The sequence below is a fragment of the Paracoccus liaowanqingii genome (assembly GCF_004683865.2).
Classification (GTDB): Bacteria; Pseudomonadota; Alphaproteobacteria; order Rhodobacterales; family Rhodobacteraceae; genus Paracoccus; species Paracoccus liaowanqingii.
This window is the reverse complement of the sequence record NZ_CP040765.1, coordinates 128,856-150,483: the sequence shown is the minus strand read 5'-3', so window position 1 is coordinate 150,483 and position 21,628 is coordinate 128,856. Positions and strand designations below refer to the sequence as shown.

General features: G+C 59.7%; 22 protein-coding genes and 2 pseudogenes. 15 read left to right on the top strand and 9 right to left on the bottom strand.

From position 1 onward, the window contains the following. Positions 1-47: 47 nt before the first annotated feature. From E4191_RS22775 to E4191_RS22765, 3 genes are all read right to left on the bottom strand, one after another. Complete coding sequence (locus E4191_RS22775) at positions 48-1,298, bottom strand: MFS transporter (RefSeq protein WP_176562866.1); 1,251 nt, start codon at positions 1,296-1,298, stop codon at positions 48-50. 174 nt (positions 1,299-1,472) lie between these two features. Next, positions 1,473-1,790, bottom strand: a complete 318-nt coding sequence (locus E4191_RS22770; RefSeq protein ID WP_135817886.1) for an ArsR/SmtB family transcription factor — start codon at positions 1,788-1,790, stop codon at positions 1,473-1,475. A 175-nt stretch (positions 1,791-1,965) separates the two neighbouring features. Then, positions 1,966-2,565 (bottom strand): RBBP9/YdeN family alpha/beta hydrolase, encoded by a 600-nt coding sequence (locus E4191_RS22765; RefSeq protein WP_176562865.1) that lies wholly within the window; start codon positions 2,563-2,565, stop codon positions 1,966-1,968. 277 nt (positions 2,566-2,842) lie between these two features. Between E4191_RS22765 and E4191_RS24000 the strand changes: the two genes are divergently transcribed. After that, complete coding sequence (locus tag E4191_RS24000; RefSeq protein ID WP_176562864.1) at positions 2,843-3,010, top strand: hypothetical protein; 168 nt, start codon at positions 2,843-2,845, stop codon at positions 3,008-3,010. 263 nt (positions 3,011-3,273) lie between these two features. Here E4191_RS24000 and E4191_RS24435 read toward each other — a convergent pair whose 3' ends face one another. Then, positions 3,274-3,393 carry a serine hydrolase gene (locus tag E4191_RS24435; protein WP_135817888.1) on the bottom strand — a complete coding sequence of 40 codons (120 nt, stop codon included), beginning with the start codon at positions 3,391-3,393 and terminating at the stop codon, positions 3,274-3,276. 215 nt (positions 3,394-3,608) lie between these two features. Between E4191_RS24435 and E4191_RS22755 the strand changes: the two genes are divergently transcribed. Both E4191_RS22755 and E4191_RS22750 read left to right on the top strand, forming a co-directional pair. Continuing rightward, a complete protein-coding gene (locus tag E4191_RS22755) occupies positions 3,609-4,295 on the top strand; it encodes a YciE/YciF ferroxidase family protein (RefSeq protein WP_139616559.1) in 687 nt (228 codons plus the stop codon). A gap of 415 nt (positions 4,296-4,710) precedes the next feature. Beyond that, positions 4,711-5,586, top strand: coding sequence for a mechanosensitive ion channel family protein (locus E4191_RS22750; RefSeq protein WP_135817890.1), 876 nt, complete (start codon positions 4,711-4,713; stop codon positions 5,584-5,586). Positions 5,587-6,258: 672 nt separating this feature from the next. On the opposite strand, the gene E4191_RS22745 is transcribed toward E4191_RS22750, so the two are convergent. Beyond that, a complete protein-coding gene (locus E4191_RS22745; protein WP_168217466.1) occupies positions 6,259-6,744 on the bottom strand; it encodes a PepSY domain-containing protein in 486 nt (161 codons plus the stop codon). Between the two features lie 594 nt (positions 6,745-7,338). Between E4191_RS22745 and E4191_RS22740 the strand changes: the two genes are divergently transcribed. From E4191_RS22740 to E4191_RS22710, 8 genes are all read left to right on the top strand, one after another. After that, the gene (locus E4191_RS22740; RefSeq protein ID WP_139616557.1) at positions 7,339-7,641 is read left to right on the top strand and encodes a hypothetical protein; all 303 of its coding nucleotides are present in this window, start codon (positions 7,339-7,341) and stop codon (positions 7,639-7,641) included. Between the two features lie 334 nt (positions 7,642-7,975). Then, a complete protein-coding gene (locus tag E4191_RS22735; RefSeq protein ID WP_228461942.1) occupies positions 7,976-8,179 on the top strand; it encodes a hypothetical protein in 204 nt (67 codons plus the stop codon). Then, positions 8,176-9,702 carry a CHAD domain-containing protein gene (locus E4191_RS22730; protein WP_139616556.1) on the top strand — a complete coding sequence of 509 codons (1,527 nt, stop codon included), beginning with the start codon at positions 8,176-8,178 and terminating at the stop codon, positions 9,700-9,702. Before E4191_RS22735 ends, E4191_RS22730 begins: the two co-directional genes overlap by 4 nt. A 1-nt stretch (position 9,703) precedes the next feature. Next, complete coding sequence (locus tag E4191_RS22725) at positions 9,704-10,372, top strand: ParA family protein (protein ID WP_176562863.1); 669 nt, start codon at positions 9,704-9,706, stop codon at positions 10,370-10,372. Then, positions 10,333-10,470: a hypothetical protein gene (locus tag E4191_RS24785; RefSeq protein ID WP_176562862.1), complete on the top strand. Its 138-nt coding sequence runs from the start codon at positions 10,333-10,335 to the stop codon at positions 10,468-10,470. The genes E4191_RS22725 and E4191_RS24785 overlap by 40 nt, the downstream gene beginning before the upstream one ends. 5 nt (positions 10,471-10,475) lie before the next feature. Beyond that, positions 10,476-10,967: a CYTH domain-containing protein gene (locus tag E4191_RS22720; protein ID WP_139616555.1), complete on the top strand. Its 492-nt coding sequence runs from the start codon at positions 10,476-10,478 to the stop codon at positions 10,965-10,967. Continuing rightward, positions 10,964-11,410, top strand: a complete 447-nt coding sequence (locus E4191_RS22715; RefSeq protein ID WP_139616554.1) for an NUDIX hydrolase — start codon at positions 10,964-10,966, stop codon at positions 11,408-11,410. The genes E4191_RS22720 and E4191_RS22715 overlap by 4 nt, the downstream gene beginning before the upstream one ends. Then, the gene (locus tag E4191_RS22710) at positions 11,400-12,671 is read left to right on the top strand and encodes an IS256 family transposase (protein ID WP_135312179.1); all 1,272 of its coding nucleotides are present in this window, start codon (positions 11,400-11,402) and stop codon (positions 12,669-12,671) included. Before E4191_RS22715 ends, E4191_RS22710 begins: the two co-directional genes overlap by 11 nt. Positions 12,672-12,879: 208 nt before the next feature. On the opposite strand, the pseudogene E4191_RS22705 reads toward E4191_RS22710, so the two are convergent. Further along, positions 12,880-13,260 (bottom strand): annotated as a pseudogene (locus tag E4191_RS22705) (VOC family protein). A gap of 885 nt (positions 13,261-14,145) precedes the next feature. On the opposite strand from E4191_RS22705, the gene E4191_RS23990 reads away from it, so the two are divergent. From E4191_RS23990 to E4191_RS22695, 3 genes are all read left to right on the top strand, one after another. After that, a complete protein-coding gene (locus tag E4191_RS23990; protein ID WP_168217626.1) occupies positions 14,146-14,316 on the top strand; it encodes a hypothetical protein in 171 nt (56 codons plus the stop codon). 318 nt (positions 14,317-14,634) lie between these two features. Beyond that, the gene (locus tag E4191_RS22700) at positions 14,635-15,042 is read left to right on the top strand and encodes a BLUF domain-containing protein (protein WP_135819359.1); all 408 of its coding nucleotides are present in this window, start codon (positions 14,635-14,637) and stop codon (positions 15,040-15,042) included. 278 nt (positions 15,043-15,320) lie between these two features. After that, the gene (locus tag E4191_RS22695) at positions 15,321-15,605 is read left to right on the top strand and encodes an HU family DNA-binding protein (RefSeq protein ID WP_139616553.1); all 285 of its coding nucleotides are present in this window, start codon (positions 15,321-15,323) and stop codon (positions 15,603-15,605) included. A gap of 696 nt (positions 15,606-16,301) precedes the next feature. Here the strand turns inward: E4191_RS22695 and istB are convergent. The 3 genes from istB to E4191_RS22680 form a co-directional block, all read right to left on the bottom strand. Next, positions 16,302-17,066, bottom strand: coding sequence for an IS21-like element helper ATPase IstB (gene istB, locus E4191_RS22690; RefSeq protein WP_139616552.1), 765 nt, complete (start codon positions 17,064-17,066; stop codon positions 16,302-16,304). Beyond that, the gene (istA, locus tag E4191_RS22685; RefSeq protein WP_139616551.1) at positions 17,063-18,550 is read right to left on the bottom strand and encodes an IS21 family transposase; all 1,488 of its coding nucleotides are present in this window, start codon (positions 18,548-18,550) and stop codon (positions 17,063-17,065) included. Before istA ends, istB begins: the two co-directional genes overlap by 4 nt. A 328-nt stretch (positions 18,551-18,878) precedes the next feature. Next, positions 18,879-20,129 carry an IS256 family transposase gene (locus E4191_RS22680; protein ID WP_139616104.1) on the bottom strand — a complete coding sequence of 417 codons (1,251 nt, stop codon included), beginning with the start codon at positions 20,127-20,129 and terminating at the stop codon, positions 18,879-18,881. Positions 20,130-20,322: 193 nt separating this feature from the next. Between E4191_RS22680 and ltrA the strand changes: the two are divergent. After that, positions 20,323-21,586, top strand: a pseudogene (gene ltrA, locus E4191_RS22675) (group II intron reverse transcriptase/maturase); the annotation flags it as partial. Positions 21,587-21,628 lie beyond the last annotated feature (42 nt).

Genomic DNA, 21,628 nt, shown 5'->3' with positions numbered 1-21,628 from the left:
CGCATAGCTTCCAGCGACGCAGCGCACGGGCATCGACGTAAAGAGCCCTAAGCCGTTATTCGGACCCTAGGCTTTGACCTAAGCGGCGGCACAATACCGTTGCGTTGGAGGTTCTGTTGAAGCACCACCATCGCTGCCAAACCAGCTACCGCCAAAGCGAGGGCAGCCCCCACCGCCCAAGACATGGAGTAGGCAGCTGCGGCCCAGGCAAAGAGGAAGGGCGATGACGCGCCCATAATGCTGCGGATCGCCGCCAGGCGCCCCAACCGCTGCCCCAGTCCAGACGCTCCGAATAGAGCGACCGGGACGGCGCCGCGCACGATGCTGGACAGGCCGGCCCCGGCTCCCATGATTGCGGCAAAGGCGAAGGCTATCAGCGAGGCGGGACCCGGCAAAAGCAGCAGGATGATGGCCGTGACGATCGCCGCTGCCGACAAAATAGCGATAAAAAGAGGGTGCCGGTCCCGCCATACGGTTGCGTCCATCAGGCGCACGGCAACCTGTGCCGGGCCCAGGACCATCGCAGCGAGATAGGCTGCCTCCCCCAGGTGCAGCGAGCGCAGGATCTCTACCAGATGAACGGTGACGGCGGATATGGCCATGCCAGTCAGCGCAAATCCCAAGGCCAGTAGAAGAAAAGCGCGCAGCGCGACCGCCTCGGTCATAACGGCCGGCACCCATGCCGGGCCCGGAGCCGCGTTGTCAGTCGGGAGAGCAAGCGTGTCCATGACCGGAGTGGTCGTCATCTTGAAATGCAGTGCCGCGCAGAGCAGGTGGGACGCTGCAAAGACCAGCTGCGTTTCCCGCCAGCCAATTTCCATCACCAGCATCCCGCTGAGGGGCCAGAAGATCGTCGACGCAAACCCTGCGATCAGGGTCAGGCGCGTGATCGCTTTCCGGGTTTCGCCCGGACGCTTCTGCGCAAGCATGGCGAACGCGGCATCATAAAGGACAGCAAAGCTGAGGATCTCGATCAGGATCGTAAGGGCACCAAACGCATGAATGTTTGGTGCCCACGCCAGAAGGATGAGGAGGACCGCCATCGCAAAGCTGCCCATAGTCATGACCCGTCCCGCACCGATGCGGTCCAGTAATCTCCCCAAAGTGGGTGCGGCAAACCCACCTAGCAGCAGACCTGCTGAGAGCAGACCAAACAGGAACGGCTCGCTGACCTGAAACTCCTGCGCGACAGCAGGGGCCAGAATTGGAAACGCATAGTAGATGGATCCATAACCGATGATCTGCGTCGCCCCGAGGGCGGCGACCAGGGGAACTTGGCGAGGACGGATCAGGGGCATGTTCGGAAAGCCTATCTGGGATTGGCGGCATAAAATGCTGAGTGTCGAGGCGGACCAGCCGGATGACATCAGCAGGAGACGCCGCGGGCTGGATGGAGGACGAGACGGGACGCTGGAAGCGTCGCGACTGTAAAACCAGATTTGTAGTTTTATTATCCGACAAACGAGTGATAGTTAGCCCAATTTTATAGTCGTCGTTCCAGTCACACCCGAACAGCACTCGGACGTCAGGAACTTCAGAACCCGGTGCATGGCAGGGTAATCGACACGATTGAAGACCTCTCTGCCCTGTCGTTCTTGCAGCACCAACCCCGCATCGACCAGAGCGGACAAATGGTGGGCAAGTGTGGACGGCGCAAAGCCGAGGTTCTCGCCAATTTCGCTGACCCTCAGGCCCTCATCGCCCACCTTGACGAGCAGGCGAAAAATGGAAAGGCGGGCATCGTGCCCCAGGGCGGCAAGTGCGCGGGCGTTTGAGCTGATCGTTGTCATAAGCGAAATAAAAACTACACAACTAGTTTTGTAAAGCGATTGATTAAGACGGGTGGTCAGGCGGCATACTCGCTCAACTTGGGAGAAGGATCGCAAAGTTACGACTGAGGCGAGCGGCAGCTAGGTCCCGCAAGGCTGGCGGCGACGCGGTGTAGGGGCTTCGTGACGGGCGCTGCTAACCTACCACGTTCGCACGTGCCGCCAGGATAGCGTCACGCATCTGCGGAAAGGTGGTGAAACCCGTTTCGCCGTTCAGATGCCCACCGTCCGGAACCACCTCAAGGGGTGCACCAAGATAATCTGCGAGTTCCTGCGAGCGCAGAAGGGGAACATATGGATCGTCGGCCCCGGCCCAGCAGCAGCACACACTTCCTTTTCGATCACCAATGCCTTTCCAGTCGAATGGTTTGGCGAAAAAGGAGGCATTGATGTCGTCGTAGTCGGGCAGACCAAGCGCACCGATAAATCCTGCGGCTAGGAACATCCCGCTAAACGGCTCGGCGGTCCTCTCTACCAGCCGCAACGCCATTGTGGCCCCGAGACTGTGACCAATGAGAATGGTGGGAGCCGAAGCCAATAGTGCGACTTCGTGGTCATAAGCGTCTAACCACGCTTCCAACGACTGACCCTGAGGTGTGGGAAACCGGGGTCGCACTACCTCGATCCCTGCATGCTCAAGCTCGTCATGAAGCCAAGGAAACCAGTTCGTATCGGGACCTCCGTGCGCACCATGCAGTATGATCACACGCAATCCCTTTTGCCCCTGAATGGTCATCGGTTCCCCCATAGACTGGCTACTACAAATATCGTAGTGCGACACTCCTGGAAAGGAAGGGTGTCCCGCGTCATCGACGGTGATCTTCAACATCGTACACTTAATTTCATTAATAACGGCGTTTCAGCCGAATTTCCGGGCAAGGACTCTACAAGTTCGCGGCATGAACGTGGCTCATGAGCCGCTATCTGCCGATGGCGCCAAAGCTCATTTCAAGCTGCAACCTGCATGGGTTAATGGCATTTGAGCGCTCAATCAAAATACGCTGGAGGCAACCATGCAGGAAGAGGTGATCGTGACAACCTTCTCACACGGAGATCTCGACCTGATAATCGAAGCTCTTTCTGCCTATCAGCACATTCCGAGCTACCGGATCTTGTACGAACGGTTGTTGGACGCGCGGGTGAAGGCCGACCGATGGAAACGTATTGGCGGGGCTGTCTGAAAGCCCTGAACGACACGCGCACGCGAAGGAATGATCCTTGCGGGCGCACGTCTGGATGATGCATGCACCGCAAACAACGGGGTGGTCCAGCACCGAAGATATGTCTCGGCTGAGCACCGATGCCGCCGTCATCTGGCGGAAGTGTTCGGCGTTAAGCGATGTGCGTAACCTGTTTCACTTGGCGGCAGTGATTTCGCTCACAATAGCGGCGCCGATGCGGGCAACGGCATGGTTGGGAGTGGGCATGTCGGCCTCGTTTCCGGTCAGCCGCGTCGTGTCGTCCCCGATTGCGCGCAGGTATTCATTAAATTCTGTGGCCCCCCGACGCGGTCCAGCAGCAGGTTGGTGGCGGTGTTGTCGCTTTGCGTGATGGTGCTTCGCACATCTCTGCGACCGTCATCGCGTCCCGGGTTTCCGTGACCGGCGAATAGGTGACCAGATCGCCCGAACTGAAGCCGTGAGAAAGCGGTATTAGATCACGTCCTGCTGCCCGCCTGATAAATGTTGCAAACCAATCTCGGGAACAGCCGCTTCGATAACGGCGTTTCAGTAAGCAATCTCAACTACATCTGACCGACCCCCAAGAAAGAACTTGATCATGGCAAAAGCTAAAAAATCTGCTGATGAAACATCCACGAAGGCGAAAGCTGCGAAGTCGAGCAAAGTAACCGGTGGGAAGACTGAAAAAGCCAGCCCCGAGGCACTTGCGAAGCGCTCGCAAACAATCGCCGCAAAAGCGCGATCAGCCAAGGCATCCAAGCAGAACACCTCCAAGAAGGGACTTGCCGACCTCTTCGAACATGCGCTGGCCGACATGTATTATGCAGAAAAGAAAATCTACAAAGCCCTCCCCAAGATGATCAAGGCGGCCAATCACCCGGACTTGGTCGCGGCGCTAACCCAGCACCGCGAGGAAACCGCCGTTCAGATCGAAGGTCTCGAAGCAATTTTCGTGCTGCTCGACAAGCGTGCCAAGGCTGAAAAATGCGATGCGATAGACGGCATCCTTGAGGAGAGCGAGAGCCTCCTAGAGGATTTCGGCGACAGCGCTGCAGCAGATGCCGCCATTATCTTCAGCTGCCAGGCCGTCGAACATTATGAGATCACGCGCTATGGTTCGATGAGCGCCTTTGCAGAGGCTCTTGGTTTAAATGAGGCGAAGGCCCATCTCGATACGATTCTGGCCCAGGAAGGCGCTGCAGACCGCAAATTGTCTGAAATCGCTGAAGGCTCGATCAACGAAGCCGCCGCGGAGTACGACGAAGAAAGTTCTGAAAACGCATAACTTTTCTCAGTTATCACAACCGGAGAGGGCCCCTAGAGGGGCCCTTATCATCTGCAGCTGCTTCACAGGATAATCCTGCATCTTATTTGATGCTGGCCCCCCAAAAGCCCGGCAGCGCCACGGCATCCGCCGTATCGGGATTGCGGCCATCAGTAAGGTTCGGACGCTTCATGATCGAGGCAAGCCGACAATGTCTGCCCCAATCGTCACTTGAAGTGTGCCATATGATGACATTGCGCACCACCCTTGCCATTTCAGGAAGGCCTTACCCTACCCTAGAATGGGCGGGAAAATGTGGACGTTGCTTTAGCGCCTTGCCAATGTAGTGACAGCTGCAAACTTAAGCAAAGTGGTGCACGCGGAACTGCGTCGCGGGCGACGTCGTTCCCAAACGTGGCCAGGATGCCGGAAGCCGATGATTGCTGATATAGAACCCTTGCGCATCCTGAGTTTCGAGCTAGCCCGTCTGGCAGCGAGTTTTGTCGCGCTCTTGCCCAATCTCATCGCCGCGCTCATCGTTTTGGTCCTGACCTGGGCGCTAGCACGTTATGCCTGGCGGGGGGAAGCTCGCCTGCTCAGGCGCTGGCATCGACGCCCGGCGCTGATTGCTGCGGCGAGGACACTGACGCGAAGCTTGATCTGGTTCAGTGGTTTGATCGTCTCGGCAACGCTGATCTTTCCCGGAATGTCTGCCACGAACGTAGTCGCAGGCCTTGGGGTCGGCTCGCTAGTCGTTGGGCTGGCCTTTCGGGACATCTTCGAGAACTACCTTGCCGGGGTTCTGATCTTGTTGCGCAAACCGATGCGCATCGGCGACGACATTCTCTGCCAGGGGATCGAGGGCCAGGTGGAACAGATCACCATCCGCGACACCTACCTGCGGCGGCGCTCAGGTGAGCTTGTGCTTGTGCCGAACTCGTTCATCTACAGCAACCCGACCACGGTGCTGACCGACCGGCCTCTGCGCCGGATAACGCTGGAGGTGGGTGTCGCATACGGTACCGAACTGGAGCACGCTCGGGCGGTTTTCTACGAGGCGCTTTCAGGCCTTGATACGGTCGATGCGGCGGAAAAAATCGAGGTGTTCTGCCAAGGTTTTGGAGACTCCTCGATTGATTTCGTGTTGCGCTGGTGGGCCGGGTCAACGCCGGTAGAGGAACTTCGTTCTCGCGACGAGGTGGCTCGTTCGGTGAAGCGCGCCTTGGACGACGCCGGTATCGAGATCCCCTTTCCGCAGCGAACGCTCAGCTTCCTGGAGCCGGTCCCACCCGAGGGTATCAAACCGTCATAGTTACCCCCCACATTAACTTGACTCGCACGGCAGCGGCAAAACAAGAGGTCGAAAGATACCGAGCGGATCCAGTTGCCGATCCCCCACAATTAAAGCCTAGCAGTGCTGCCAGCTCTGGAAAGGCGAGACTTGTGAGATGTCCATGAAGACCGTCCAGCGGTAGTTTCGCAATTATCACCAGCAACCCTTGGCCGAGCATTCATAAGACACCATCGGTGGCCCGATCCAGGCTGATGCTAATCTAGATCGCTTCGCTGATGACGCACATTGAACGCCTCCGGCCGGGAAGAGCAAGCGGCAGCGCTTGGTTTTAACGAAGTTGCATGCCCTGACGGGTCGGGAATGACCCCCTGCCGCAATCAGGCAGACTTCCCGAGGAGTGGAATAGCAGCCTACGATCCCGTGGAGTCGATGAATACTTTTGGAATACGCACCATCGAGAGCCGGGCCACCTCTGAGTCTGTATATTGGATCGGGTTGCAGGCACGATCCGATAAGTTTCAGTCAATGCTCGAGCCGCAGCAAGGGGGCAGTGAAGACTGACGCGCGTGCTGCGCGCTACTGCTACACAAACTGATTTCTTGAAAACCGCTGTACGGCAGGTATTCCGCCTTGTGGACATCAATGCCTGCCGTACCGGCCTTAAAGTCTAAAGCCGTACTTGCGTATAGTTCAGCCAGCAGTGTCCTCGTTCATCATGTAGTTCGTGCCGTCTTCATTGATCTCGACATCGACGTCGTTTCCGTCATGCGATCCCTCGAATTCATAGACGACACGGCCATCATCGGCGGGACGCGTGCTTTTCTCAATGAAGTCCGGCTGGAAACCGGGGAGGTTCTCTTCGAGAGCCGCGGATACCTCCTCGGGAACCGCTGACATTTCGACCTCTTCCTCGATTTCTTCAACTGTGCCGTCTTCCAGAACGTCGATCTCGAACATCATCCCATTTTCCATGGTGCCGGAGAGCTCATAAGTTTCTGTGCCTTGATCACTATCCATTTGGACGCTTTCCAAGGTCACGTTTCTGGTCTCCGCCTCGGACTGCGCTGCTTCCATCACGGTTTGGGGAACTTCCTCCATGCTCATTTGGCTTTCTTCCTGAGCAAATGCCGGTGCGGCAAATCCCAAGGCGGCGACGGTGGCGAGTAATTTCTGCATTTCAAGTCTCCTGTACGTGTGATGCATCGACTTGATGCAGGCCACGAACCGCAAACCACCGCCCCTGTTCCGCGAATTATTTTCAAGTTATTTGTGACAGCTCTACCAACTGTTCCGTACTTTCACGTAATTTTAATTCGGCACACCAGCTTGATGTCCATCTTTAAGCCCGCAGTTCGAGAACCGAGTGCCGGGGCGCGCATCGAGTTTACTATCATTAATGACAGTTCCAATTTTGCGAACGCTTTTGCTTGGATTGGACTGACATGCAGTCCTCGGGTGATCTGCATATGGAAGCTGTGGCGCTATTTACGGCGTCTTACCAAGACGACGCACCGACGGCAGAGATCCATCATTTACGGCCACGTCCGGACTTGACAACATGACCTAGTCAAAGGGCATCGATGACATGACCGCTCCCTTTGTGGATCGTTACAGCTTTCGCCTGCCGGATGGCCAATTGATGTAGTGGGGCTTTACACTTCATCTTCCAATGAACCTCCATTGGTGTCAAACCTCGGCGGGACAACGAAGCTACTATAGCACCGCCAATTGCGACGAAGTAATACCGAAGGTCATGGGAGGGGACGTTGTTTGATTGATGAAACCTCTGCCGGGCGCTCCATACGGATGCGGGTCAAGAGTGCGTTGGAGCAGGCCGCCTATCAAGAGCGCAGGCTCCTCGACGCGGATGCCCGGCCGTATACCTCACAGGAACGGGAAGAGGCAGAGGCCCTTCATGCCGAGATTGCCGAGCTCGTTGCACGTGCGGGTGCCTTCAATCGGATGGTGACCGACCGTTTGTCGAAGGAAGCTGAGGAAGACAATGATAAGGCAGAACAGTTAAGGCGCTTTCAGAATTTCGGGCACATCAGAGTGGAATTTGCCGCCTTTTGATTGCCGATTATCGGAAGAGCAGACGTGCGCTCTCAGAAACTGAACGTTGGACCTTGGCCCGATCCTGCGGCCAATGCTGACCTGTCGATAATTTTCGCGAGGTCACAATCTCGCACCAGGCGTAACGGGAATCCACGCACACTGCAGGCGCTGAAGGATGCACTCGATGCCCAGCATGCAACGCTTGATCCGGTGAGCCTGCTTCAAGACATCCGCGTGGCGCAGCAAGCCCGCCCGCCCTGAAAGGCGCACCATCTTGCGGGCGGAACCTCGCCAACATGGCAAAAGCCGTCTTGCTTTTACGACTCTCGTAACGACATCATGACGTCAACTAATGCAGGTGACGACCATGCCCAAAAGCAAAAGCGCTGCTTCTAAGTCCGACGATACCAAGAAGGTCAACACGTCGCTGCGACTCGAGCGAAAGACGCTCAAGGCACTGAAAACGCGGGCGATCGAAGACGATACGAGCGTCCAGAAGATCATGGAGAAGCTTGTCGAAGGCTATCTCAAAAAGGCGGGAGCCAAGACATCATGAGCCGATCCGAAGACACGATCCTGGTCCTGGCGGGGGCGCTGGCGGACGACGCCTTGGGGCCGCAGGTCGGCGCGCTGGACCTTGGCGTGACCGATCTGGCGGCCGAGGCCCCGTTCGAGCTGCTGGACGATTTCAACGGATCGGTCCGCAGCGCCGGCCAGCTGCTGATCGAGACCGGGCGCTGCCTGATCCTGCACCAGACGGATGGCGTCATGGCCCAGAAGGCCGGGCGCCCCGGCAATTTCGTGGCCGATCTGGCCGAGGGGCCGGTCAGGGCGGCGCTGCAGTGCGTCTCTCCGCTGCGCAGCCTGCTGAGCGTCGGCTCGGGGACGATCAGCAGCCGCCAGCTGTCCCTGACCGATGACGAGGGCAAGACGCAGGTGCGCGCCCGGCTGACGACGCTGCAGCCCAAGGGCGACGGCGCGCCGGTGACCTTCGCCGCCCTGCAGGGGCTGCGCGGCTACGACCGCGCGCTGGACGCCCTGCGCGGGCATCTGGAGGCCGCCGCCGCCCCCGGGGCGGATAGCGTCGCCGCCGTGGCGCCCCTGCTGTTTCCCGCCCATGTCCCCTATGTCGCCAAGCCCGATGTCCCGGTCGCCGGCGACGATACCGCGTGGCGCGCCGCCAATGACATCATCACCGCCTATCTGCGCGTGGCCCGCAGCAACGAGGCGGGGATCATCGCCGATCACGACACGGAATTCCTGCACGATTACCGCGTCGCGCTGCGCAAGGTCCGGTCGGTCATCAGCCTGTTCAAGGGCGTGTATTCGGACGACCAGACGGCGGCGCTGAAGCAGGCGGCCTCGGACCTGATGGCCCCCACCGGGCGGCTGCGGGATCTGGACGTCTACCTGCTGGCCCGCGACGACTATTTCGCCATGCTGCCCGCGTCCCTGCACCAGGGGCTGGAGCTGATGTTCGCGATGTTCGCCAAGGAACGGCGCCGCGCGCACAAGGCGGTCGCGGCCAATTTGCGCAGCGCGGCGCATGACCGCGCCATTTCCGACCTGCAGGCGCTGTTCGACGCGCCCGACCGCCCGGTCAAGGGCCCCGAGGCCGACCATCAGGTCCAGGACTATGCCCGCCGGCTGATCTGGAAACGCTATCGCAAGGTCTGCAGGATCGCCCGCGAGATCACCGCCCAGACCCCCGACACGCAGGTCCACGAGCTGCGGATCCTGTGCAAGAAGTTGCGCTATCTGATGGAGTTCTTCGCCCCGCTGTTTCCCGCCGACGCGGTCAAGCCCCTCTTGAAGCCCCTCAAGGCGCTGCAGGACAATCTGGGCCTGTTCAACGACTACTCGGTCCAGCAGGTCGCGCTGCGCGACTTCATGGAGGCCCACGAGCCGATCGGGCAGAAGCAGGACCTGGTCCTGGCGCAAAGCATCGGCGCCCTGATCGCGGTGCTGCACGAGCGCCAGAAGGAAGAGCGGGCCCGGATCATGTCCAGCTTCACGCTGTTCGACAGCGCAGAGGTCCGCGCCGAATTCCGCACCCTGTTCCATGGCAAGGAAGCCTGAGATGAAGATCGTCGCCTGCTACAGCAACAAGGGCGGTGTCGGAAAGACCGCCGCCTCGGTCAACCTGGCCTACGCCTTCGCCAAGGCCGGCAAGCGCGTGCTGCTCTGCGATCTGGACCCGCAGGGGGCCTCGGGGTTCTATTTCCGCGTCAAGCCCTCGGAAAAGCTGGAGAACGAGGCGTTCTTCGAGGACGTCAAGCAGTTCACCAAGGCGATCCGCGGCAGCGACTACGACAATCTGGAAATTCTGCCCGCCAATATGACCTTTCGCGATTTCGACGTCTTCCTGTCGCGGATGAAGAACAGCCGGTCGCGGCTCAAGAAGTCGCTGAAGGCCGTCGGCGGGGATTACGACGTCATCGTGCTGGACTGCCCGCCCAACATCTCGATGCTGTCCGAGAACGTGCTGCAGGCCTCGGACCTGATCGTGGTGCCGGTCATTCCGACGACGCTGTCCGAACGGACCTTCGAGCAGCTGCTGGACTTCGTGGGGGGCAGGACGGGTCGAAGGACACCTCCGGCAAGAAGCGGATCGTGGCCTTCTTCTCGATGGTGCAGCGCCAGAAGCTGCTGCATGGCGAGACGATGGAGCGGATGCGGGACGCCTATCCCAAGCAGATGCTGCAGGCCGTGCTGCCCTTTTCCACCGACGTCGAGCGGATGGGCGTGAACCGGGCGCCGGTGATGGCCTTCGCCCCCGACCGCCCCTCGTCCCAGGCCTATGGGCAGATCTTCGACGAGATCCGCGACCGGCTGTGGAAGAGCTGACGCGGATGGCCACGCCCCAGGAGATCGAGCGCAAGTTCCTGGTTCCCGCGCTGCCGGATCTGTCGGCGGCCCGGCCCTCGGCCCTGCGGCAGGGCTATGTGACCCAACCGCAGGATTCGGTCGAGGTAAGGCTGCGCCAGTCGGACGACACGCATGTGCTGTGCCTGAAATCCGGCGAAGGCATCGTACGGACCGAGCGCGAGATCACGATCGAGGCCGCGCAGTTCGACCTCCTCTGGCCCCAGACCGAGGGGCGCCGGATCGAGAAGACGCGCTGGACCGGCCGTCTGGACGACGGGCACACTTTCGAGCTGGACGTCTTCGACGGCGACCTGGCCCCGTTGGTGACCGTCGAGGTCGAGTTCGGGTCCGAGACGGAGGCCACGGCCTTCGCGCCCCCCGCCTGGTTCGGCCGCGATGTCAGCGCGAACGGCCGCTTTCGCAACAAGTCCCTGGCGCTGTCCGGCGCGACCCTGATCCGCGAGCTGTTTGCATGACCGAAAAGCGCTACGGCGTCCTCTGCCGCCTGCCCGGGAAGGGCAAGGACCAGATCGTCCTGGTCACCCGCCAGAGCCGGAAGGAATGGATCCATCCGAAGGGGCACCGCATCCCCGGCATGTCCGGCCCGGCCTCGGCACGCCGCGAGGCCTATGAGGAGGGCGGCCTGAAGGGCCGCGTGTTCGCGCATCGAAAGGTCGTCGTGCTGTGCGGACAGGGCAGCAAGAAGATCCTGCTGACGCTTTACGACATGCGCGTCGACAAGCTGCTCAAGCGCTGGCCCGAAAGCCGCAAGCGCGAGCGCATCGTCGTGTCCGTCGCCAAGGCCGGGCGGATGAGCTATGGCCGATTTTGGGTGATGGGGTCTGAGAAGGCGGCGTATCGTGGTGGGTGTCAAAGCCTGCCAGAACCTCCCGAAGGAGCGATACGCCTTGGAAGATGATATCACGATCACCCCGCTTCACCAGCCCGGATCTGTCGTTGATCCACTCACCGAGATTGCACGCGACGGCGCCCGGCAGATGCTGGCAGCGGCACTCAGGGCTGAGGCCGCGAGTTTTGTCGCGCAGTTTGCTGAGGAGCGCCTGCCCGATGGCAGGCAGCGCGTTGTCCACCACGGCACCGGCCCTGAGCGGAACATCCAGACCGGGATCGGCCCTATCCCGGTGCAGAGACAGAAGGTGCGCGACCGGGCAGCTGATGCGCCGCCGGAGGACAAGATCCGGTTCAATTCGCGCATTCTTCCGAAGTGGGCGCGCCGTTCGCCTAGCCTTGATGCTCTGCTTCCGGTCCTCTACTTGCGCGGCGTCTCGACTGGAGACTTCCAGGAGGCTCTGAGCGCGCTGGTCGGTCCGGATGCGCCCAACCTGTCGCCAGGAGCGATCTCGCGGCTCACGGGCGAGTGGCAAGCAGAACATGACCGCTGGCAACGCCGAAACCTCTCGGCCCGGCGCTACGTCTATGTCTGGGCCGACGGCGTGTATCTGCAGGCCCGGATGGAGCCGCAGGCCGAGTGCATGCTGGTGATCATCGGGGCGACGCCGGAAGGGAAGAAGGAGCTGCTGGGGTTCCAGGTTGGGGTCCGCGAGAGCGCGCAGAGCTGGCATGAACTGCTGGTCGACCTCAGGGCCCGCGGCCTCTCGGCGCCACCGGACCTCGCGGTCGGAGATGGTGCCCTTGGCTTCTGGAAGGCGCTGGATGAGATCTTCCCCGACACGCGCCACCAACGCTGTTGGACCCACAAGGTGTCCAACGTCCTGAACAAGCTTCCGAAGTCGATGCACCCGGCGGTGAAGACTGACCTGCGGGAGATCTGGCAAGCCGCGACCCGCGCGGCGGCAGAGACCGCCGTCAATACCTTCGTCGAGAAGTATGGCGTGAAATACGAGAAAGCCGTCGCCTGCCTGACCAAGGATCGAGAGGCACTGCTGGCCTTCTACGACTTCCCGGCCGCTCACTGGGACCACCTGCGCACGTCCAACCCGATCGAGAGCGTCTTCGCGACCGTCCGCCATCGCACCGTCCGAACCAAAGGCGCGTTGTCTCAGAAGACAGCGAAGCTGATGGTGTTCAAGCTGGTTCAGGCCGCAGCGAAGAAATGGCGACGACTGAAGGGCGCAAACCAGTTGCCTCTCGTCGTCGAAGGCGTCAAGTTCACTGACGGTGTCGCCGAGCAGGACGCCAACGAAAGCCGCGCCGCTTGATCAGGCCGCGTCACCCAAAATCCCGCATAGCTCCCGGCGGATGCTCAGCTGCCCCGGCATGCGGCGGGGAATGAGGTTGCTGCAAAAACCCCAGAGATAGCGCGACAAGACAGCGGACGATGGGGGGTGGGGATCATAGATCGAGAAGACCACAACGCTCTCAGAATGTCACCTCGACGGACGCAGCGCTTCGGCTTGCCGGGCCATGTTAGACTGCCTTGATATTGTTTCTGGCCGGGTCGATCAGGAAGGACGCAAAATATCCTGGGTGGTAGGGTCGTTCCCCCGGCGCGCCATTGTCCATTCCGCCGGCCGAAAGACCGGCTTTGAAAAGGCCACGACAATATCAGGGCTGTCAGCCTGAACTGCCAGGGGATGCCGACCTGTCAACTCACCCAGTGCAGCGCCACTGTCCTTAGACGAGATGAACAAATCGTCGGCCCAGAAACAATCGTCCGAAGTGCCACCTATAGGGTTGTGCATGACGCCGAAGATCGCGCGGTAAAAAAGCAAGGCAGACTGGTAGATCATTGACGACCAAGTGGATGTGGTCAATCAGACGCCCGCGGTGCGACTGATCTGCTTCTATTCCTGATCCTCCTACCCAATGCTGAAAATATGGGGCATTGGCAATGTGCGCTCAATGATGGATTTTCCTTCGGCGATGTCCGGTCTGGGGCTTACAAGTTCACGCCGAGGGTAATTGTTACACGCAGAATGACGAGCAACGGCTGGCACAATCCGAACTTCGAAGGTCGGCTGTTTGATCTTGATCAATGCAGTCGTTTGAGCACAGCGTTATGAACAGCCAACACTCTTAACCAAGAAATTGGTCCGGAAGCGCCCATAAATCTCCAAGCGCAATCTGATCTTCAAACTCGTAAGGTCATCCGTCGGAATCAATTCGGAAAGCGAGCCTATGTTGCCTTCCGACCGCCCGGGCCGACGACGACCGATACGGCTTCGACGGTCGAAGACACAACATGTGTTGAATGTGTAACCTTAGATTGTTTTTATATAGCTATTTGTTCTTCAAGGTTGATTTGTAAAGCCTTGGGTAGTCTTCATGATGCGGATCGCCACACGCCAGGGAAGAACTCATGACCAGAAAAGTTTTCCTGATCGACATCTACGGAAAGCCGCATAATTTTGTATGCCCGCCGTGGCGGGTGGTGCAAATCCGGGATGGAGTGAAGGCCACTGAAGTTCAACTTACCAACGGACGCACCACACCGACCTACAAGGTCAAAGAATGTTCAGACGACGTTCGCAGACGGTTTAGTTTGGCCTAGTTCGGCAACCCATTTTCCGTGGAAGCGAGTATCACTGCATCAGCAACGCCGCACCTCCACGGCATCGGGGCAGGGGTGGCGGTGCCTATCACTGTGCCCTTGCGTCGTCCGACCGAACAAGGACAACCAGATGATGACTGGCTTAAATGCATGGACACAGCTGGCATGCGCCGGCCATTGGCATGATGACGACAGGCTTGCGGGCAAGCGAAACGATGGCCGCCTCGGGCAGCGTGATAAGCGCGCGCATGGGCATCATGGGCAATGCCGCCTGTTGCCCCGCTGAAGGCGATTATGCAGAGCTCACCGGTATGGCGGTCGAAAAGGTGGTGGCCACCTCGAAGGTCAGCTAGGTATTGTGTCCCTTTGGTCGGCGTTGCTGGTGGATGCTTCCGAGCAGGTGCAGCATTTTGGCCGCGTAATGGTTGGCGGGCGCTCCTCGAGTGCAGGTGACATGGCAGGCCATCATCATGAGACAAGGTGGTACCAAGAGCGAAAATACCGGCTCCTGCTCGTGCCACGTCTTGTGGCAGTCCTCTAAAGCACTCTCTGGATCGATAGAGCAACATAATTTCATTGAGATTGAATATAATGACACAATGTTGCTAGTATCCTGCACAAAAGGATATATTTCTTAGGTTCGGCGACCCCGCGCCCATACAGGAGAAATCATGTCACTTGCCAAGCTTATCTATACCTCCAACCATGGAGGCCTAGACGACGGGGCTCTTGATGACATCCTTCAGCGATCCCGAGCCAACAACGAACACGACGGCATCAGCGGCGTGCTGATTGCGAGTGACGAAGACTTCATGCAGTTCCTCGAGGGAGAGCGGTCCGTCATCGAGGAATGCTTCATGCGCATCATGAAGGATGATCGACATCAATGCATTCGGGTCTGGGTTGCTGGTGAAACCCCAGCTCGCTCATTTAGCAAGTGGAGCATGCACTGCATCCCTGTGTCGCAGGTAGAACAGGACATTGTCTCGCGCTACTTCATCAACGGCGTTTTTGACCCCACTCAAATGACGCAGGTTGCGATTGAGGAGTTGTGCGCGGCTCTGTCAGCGCGTCTCTAGCTAAGGCTCGTTCACGGGTATCCAGTGCCCGGAAATTGCTGCAATTGCTGATACGGCCAGCAATTTTATCTGTCTCCGCGGTCCGTAATTGAAATTCACAACTCCACCATGAACTGATGGCCTCGATAGCCACCCCGGTTATACCGCCAGCGCGGCAACAAATAGCACAGGCCGGGGACTGAGCAGGGGAAGGCAGCGAGGACTTTGGCCATCGGCCTGGCATCGGAAATCTGGCGGAAGGCGTCACAGCCGGCTTACCGTCGAAAAAGGAAAGCCCAATGATCCGTTCCGAACTGGTCAGGAAACTCGCCAAGGTCCACCCGCATCTGTCGCCGCTGGTGGTGGAGGCCGCCGTGGAGTCGATCCTGAACCAGATCACCGATAGTCTCGCACAGGGCAAAAGGGTTGAGTTTCGGGAGTTCGGAAGCTTTGCGAGCAAGGTCCGGAAGCAAAGGATGAGCCGGGACCCCCGAAATGGCGACCCTGTGAAGGTGGAGGCGAAGCAGGTCCCGACGTTCAGAGCCTCAAAGCTACTCTTGGCGCGCTTGAATGGGGAGAGCTGAGCGTATTCAAACGCGCCAAAATTCTGGTGTCTTTTTTCCTTAGCTTTTTGGTCATGTGGCGCTTGATCGTTGAGGGGCGCATGCCTGCACAATTGAAACTTTATTCAGGTGTAGTGAACTACATGGACAAGCGCGCGATGCTGATAGCTGAACTGGACGAGGAGAGCCGCGTAGCGTGGCTCTGGCGGGCCGATCCGGGAAAGCGGCCCAAGCCTGTTAAGAACGTGGTAGCTTGTCTTCAGGAACTCGACAGCTTGATACTCTTCGGGGCGCCCAAGCCCGAGATCGAGGCATGGCTCCGGGAACAGAGTCACAAGCATGCTACATTTCCACGGGAACTTTAGTTCGATCACTCACCTTTGGGGCGCGTTCCTAATCAAGAGTTACCTTTTGCTGACAACCCCGGAGCGAACCCTCGCTTCGGGGTTGTCAGATGCATAGCGCTAGTGCGAGCCAGAACAATTATCGAAGGTTGAGCCGGGCCATCTTGTCATGCCAAAAGGCTCATTAATGGTGACGGCGATAGGGGTCCACCCTCAGTATCAGATGTTGTCAACGGCGGCGTAAAAACCGGCCACGCGGCGGCGCAAAACCAGGCCAGTGGCGAGGCGCCAAGCGCCATGGCGCGCGCGCTCCCCAAATAGCTGGCGCGTGCCATGGCGCTTTGGCCCGCAGGGCCAATCTCGCAAGGTGCGATTATGTGGTTGCTTCGGCCTTTCGGGCGCGGCTTTGTCCGAGCCGATAACTGTCGCCGTTCATCTCGAGGATATTGACGTGGTGGGTCAGTCGATCGAGCAATGCGCCGGTCAGGCGTTCGGTGCCGAAGGTTTCAGTCCATTCGTCGAATGGCAGGTTGCTGGTGATCATCGTGGAACCGCGCTCATAGCGCTGAGAGATGAGCTCGAACAAGAGCTCGGCGCCGGTCTTGGACAGCGGCACAAAGCCTAGTTCATCGATGATGAGCAACTTGACGCCAGCCAGCTGCTTTTGCAGGCGGAGCAGGCGGCGTTCGTCGCGGGCCTCCATCAGCTCGTTGACCAACGTCGCGGCGGTGGTGAAGCGGACCGCCATGCCCTTCTGACAGGCGGCCAGCCCCAGTCCGAGGGCAACATGGGTCTTGCCCGTGCCGCTCGGCCCGAGGGCGATGACGTTCTCGCGCCGTAGGATCCATTCACAGCGGGCCAATTCCAGCACCTGCATCTTGTTGAGCTTGGGGATCGCCTTGAAGTCGAAGCTGTCGAGGCTCTTGGTCGTCGGGAACTTCGCGGCCTTGATGCGTCGCTCGACCATCCGCCGCTCGCGGTCGATCAGTTCCAGTTCGACCAGGCGCGACAGGAACTGGACATGGTCCAGCCCTTCAGCGGCGCATTGGCGCGCAACCTTCTCATACTCCCGCAGGAACGTCGGCAGCTTCAGCGTTTTCAGATGGTGGGTGAGCAGGATCCTCGGGGCTTCAGTCATGCTACATCTCCCGACAGCAGGGACATGTAGCTCGCCACGGATGTGGTCGCGACGTTGGCGCGCGGCAGGTAGGGGTAGACATCAAGGTCCAGCTTCGGCGGACGCCTTTCGACCTGACAGAGCACAAGGTGCTTAACGGCATCGAAGCTGACGGCACCCAGTTGCAGCGCCTTCTTCACGGCGGCGTGCAGGTCGTCGAGGCAGAAGGTCTCGAGCAGGCGTAAAACCTGAACATACTCGCGGCGTCCGACTTTGTTCATCCGCGCCTCCATCAGTCGGCGTAGGATCGCGAACTCTGGTGGTAGATCCCACTCGGCCAGGGGCGCCGCCTGGTCCAGGGCGTTGATCTTGCGCTCGATGAGCGGAAGATAGTGCACCGGATCGAAGACCATGTCCTCGCGGTCGTAGCAGCGGGGATGACGTGCGATGACCTCGCCACCGCAGCCGATCACGACCTCGGCGACATAGCCCCTGATCCAGACATCACGGTGGCCGTAAGCAACCGGCACCGAATAATCGTTGGTCTTGTAGCGCACCAGCGCCTGCGAGCTGACCCGGCCAGTGGCCTGATCGCAGGCTTCAAACGGTGCGGCCGGCTGGTCGGACATCGCAGCCAGATCCCGCCCAAGGCGCTGGCCGATCGTCTCGGACTGGCCGCGCAGGACATCCCCCTGACGCCTGCGGCATTGCGCCTCCAGATGGGCGTTGAACGCGTCCCAGGTCGCAAACTGCGGGATCGGCACCATGAAGTTGCGGCGAGAGTAGCCAACCAAGCCCTCAGCGTTACCTTTGTCGTTCCCCTTGCCCGGGCGGCCGTAGCGGTCGCGGAACAGGTAATGCGACAGGAACCCGTTGAAGAGCGTGGCTCGCTGGCGCGCCCCGTCCGGCAGGATCTTCGCAACCAGGCAGCGGTCGTTGTCGTAGAGGACCGATGCAGGCACCTTGCCGAAGAATGCGAAGGCCTGGACGTGACCGTCAACCCAGGCTTCCGCGGTCGCCGCTGGATAGGCCCTGACATAACAGGCATCGCTGTGCGGAAGGTCCATGACGAAGAAATGCGCCTTCTGCTCGACACTGTCGATGATGGCCACCGCCTCGCCGAAGTCGGCCTGGGCATGTCCGGGCGGGTGTGCCAGCGGCACGAACATCTCGCGGCCGCGCCGTTCGCGCTCCCGCATGTAGTCCTTCACGATCGTGTAGCCGCCGGCGAACCCGTGCTCATCGCGAAGCCGCTCGAACACCCGCTTCGCCGTATGCCTCTGCTTGCGATGGACCTCCCGATCGCCCTCCAGCCAGCCGTCGATGATCCCGGTGTAGGCATCCAGCTTCGGCCGCTTCACAGGGGCCGTCCGCCGATATCCGGGCGGAACCGAGAACGTCATCATCTTGGCTACGCTGTCGCGCGCGATGTTGAAATGACGCGCTGCCTCGCGCTGGCTCATCCCCTCGGCACAGGCCAATCGCACTCTACGATACAAGTCCACGGTGAAAATCCTCCCGCCCTCCCTGTCGCCAGAAAGGGTAAAGGTGGACGACTTTTACGCCGCCCGCAGCAGGATCATCCCGCCGCTACCGTGGCCGATTTTTGCACCGCCGTTCTCAAGCGTGGACGCGACCTGCTTACTGGCCACGCGGCAGCCGGTGTATAGGCGGCATGATCTCATCACAGGCGTCGACATGGAACGAGGGAACCTGGCGTGGGATGCCAAGGGAAATCCGCAAGTGGCACACACCACGAGGGAGAATACCGATGCCCGCGACAGGGGCGGAGTGATCCGTAGTGAGATATACGCAAAAGTTGGTGACGCCTGATCAAGCGGCATTTTGAAGTTGGCGGATGCCGTCCCTGAACTCAACCCCTGCGATGACCTCGGGGAGGCGGTTCTGGCCGTCGAGTTTGCGCCATTTTTTCTGTGCCGACATCATCAGCTTGAACGCCATGGCCAGACCGGTCTTGCGGCTCAGGCAGCCCTTGGTGCGTTTTGTGCGATGCCGAACGGTGGCGAAGGTGCTCTCGATCGGGTTTGACGTCCGGATGTGTTTCCAGTGCTCGGCCGGGAAATCGTAGAAAGTAAGCAGCGCGTCCCGGTCCTTGACCAGCTTGGCGACCGCCTTGTCCCATTTCACACCATAGGTTTCGATGAAGAAGTAGAAGGCGACGTTGGCCTCGGCTTCTGTTTCGGCCTGCCAGATGTCGTGCAGATGGCCCTTGGCTTTTGCCTGCATGGACTTCGGCAGCGCGTTGAGCACATTCATGGTCTTATGGACCCAACAGCGCTGTTCCCGTGTCGAGGCGAACACCTCGCGCAACGCGCTCCAGAACCCCAGGGCGCCGTCGCCGATGGCCAGTTTGGGGTCCTGTTTCAGGCCACGCCGTTTGAGATCGAGCAGCACCTCGCGCCAGCTTTGCGTGCTTTCACGAAAGCCGTCGGTCATCGCCAGAAGCTCCTTGCGGCCGTATTCATCGGCACCCACGATCACCAGAACACATTGCTTTTCCTCAGCCATGCGCGGCTTGAAATACACGCCATCCGCCCAGATGTAGAGAAACCGCCGCGAGCCGAGGTCGCGTTTCTGCCAGGCCTCGTAGTCCTGCCACCAGTCAGCCTTCAGCCGCGTGACGGTCTTGGCAGACAGGCCCTTAGCGTTCGGCCCCAGCAGCGCTTCCAGCGCCTCGGTGAAATCGCCCGTGGACACGCCCTTGAGGTAAAGCCACGGCAGCAGCTCCTCGACCGATTTCGCCTTGCGCAGATACCGCGGCAGGATGCTGGGCGTGAAGGTGATCTTGTCTTCGCCAACGCCCCGATCCCGCACGCGCGGCACTTTCACGGGCACCGGGCCGATGCCGGTAATCACATCGCGCTCCGGCAGGTGTCCATGGCGAACCAGACGCGCCCGCCCGTCATCAAGCCTTTCCTTGGAAAAGGCGTCCATGAGCGTGGCCAGCTCGGCACGGATTGCCTGTTCGATCAGCTTACGTGCGCCATCGCGGATGACATCCGTGAACGCGTCGGCGCTAAATCCCGATGGATCGGGCAGATGGGTGATGGTAGTATCTGACATGTGGCATATCCCTTTCTCGACAGAGAATTGACGGCGCGTGAACACCGCCATGATATGCCGCCCCTCAGGGCATCACCAACTTTCGCGCGTTTCTCATCCGTAGTAGTGTTGAAGCTGCTGTAATGGCGGCGGAGCGAAGGGATCACGTCGCCCAGTCCGTCAGCACATGCCAACCGGTGACCCCGGGAGGAGCATGAGGATGGCGGACAAACCGTTGCCGATTACCAAGCGGATGGTCTGGGAGGCCTATAAGCTGGTGGAAGGGAATGGGAAAGCGGCGGGCGTCGATGGTCAAAGCCTCGAAGCCTTCGCCGGAGATTTGGCGAACAATCTCTACAAGCTGTAGAACCGGCTGGCATCGGGAAGCTATTTCCCGCCTCCGGTGCGCAGGGTGGAAATTCCCAAATCAGGCGGAGGGGTTCGACCTTTGGGTATTCCGACAGTTGCGGACCGAGTCGCTCAAATGGTGATCAAACAGTACCTCGAACCCGGGTTGGATGGAATATTTGACCCGGACTCATATGGGTATCGCCCCGGGAAATCGGCTCATCAGGCGGTGGAGCAGACGCGCAAGCGATGCTGGTCACATGACTGGGTTCTGGATCTCGACATCAAAGGCTTTTTCGACACGATCGATCATGACCTGTTGATGCGAGCCCTCCGGAAGCACTGTCAGGAGGACTGGGTTCTGCTCTATATTGACCGATGGCTGAAGGCTCCGGTGCAATTGCCCGATGGACAGCTCGAGGAACGGACGCGCGGCACCCCGCAAGGCGGTGTTGTCAGTCCGTTACTGGCCAATCTGTTTTTGCATTATGCGTTTGATACGTGGATGCGCCGGGACAACCCGGCCATTCCTTTTGAACGTTACGCTGATGATGTCATCTGTCACTGTCGCTCGCGGCAGGAAGCGGAAGGGCTCAAGGCGGCGCTGGAACAGCGGTTGGCTGATTGCCATCTCACGCTGCACCCGGAGAAGACCTGCGTGGTCTACTGCAAGGACAGCAATCGGCGTGGCTCCCATCCGCTGATCCAGTTCACCTTCCTTGGCTTTGCCTTCCGGCCCCGGATGGCGAAGAACCGGTGGGGCAGGATATTCACCTGTTTCTTGCCCGCCGTGAGCCCGCAGGCGCTGAAGCGGATGCGGGATCGGATCAGGTCGTGGCGGCTGCCACAACACGCGCCACTGCCACTGGTGGACATCGCCCGAATGATCAACCCCGTCCTTGACGGCTGGTGGAGATATTATGGGCGGTTCTATCCTACAAAGATGTGGAAGCTGTTCACGTACTTCGACGAGCGTCTCGGGGCATGGCTCCGCAAGAAGCACAAGCAGTACAAAGGTCACTGTGGGCGTAGCCTGCGTCGCCTGAACAGTATCGCGAAACGCATGCCTGGTCTCTTCGTTCACTGGACCCGTCTCGGACACGCAACGGTTGGGTGACAAGAGCCGTATGAAGCGAGAGTTTCACGTACGGTTCTGTGAGGGGCTGGGGGTG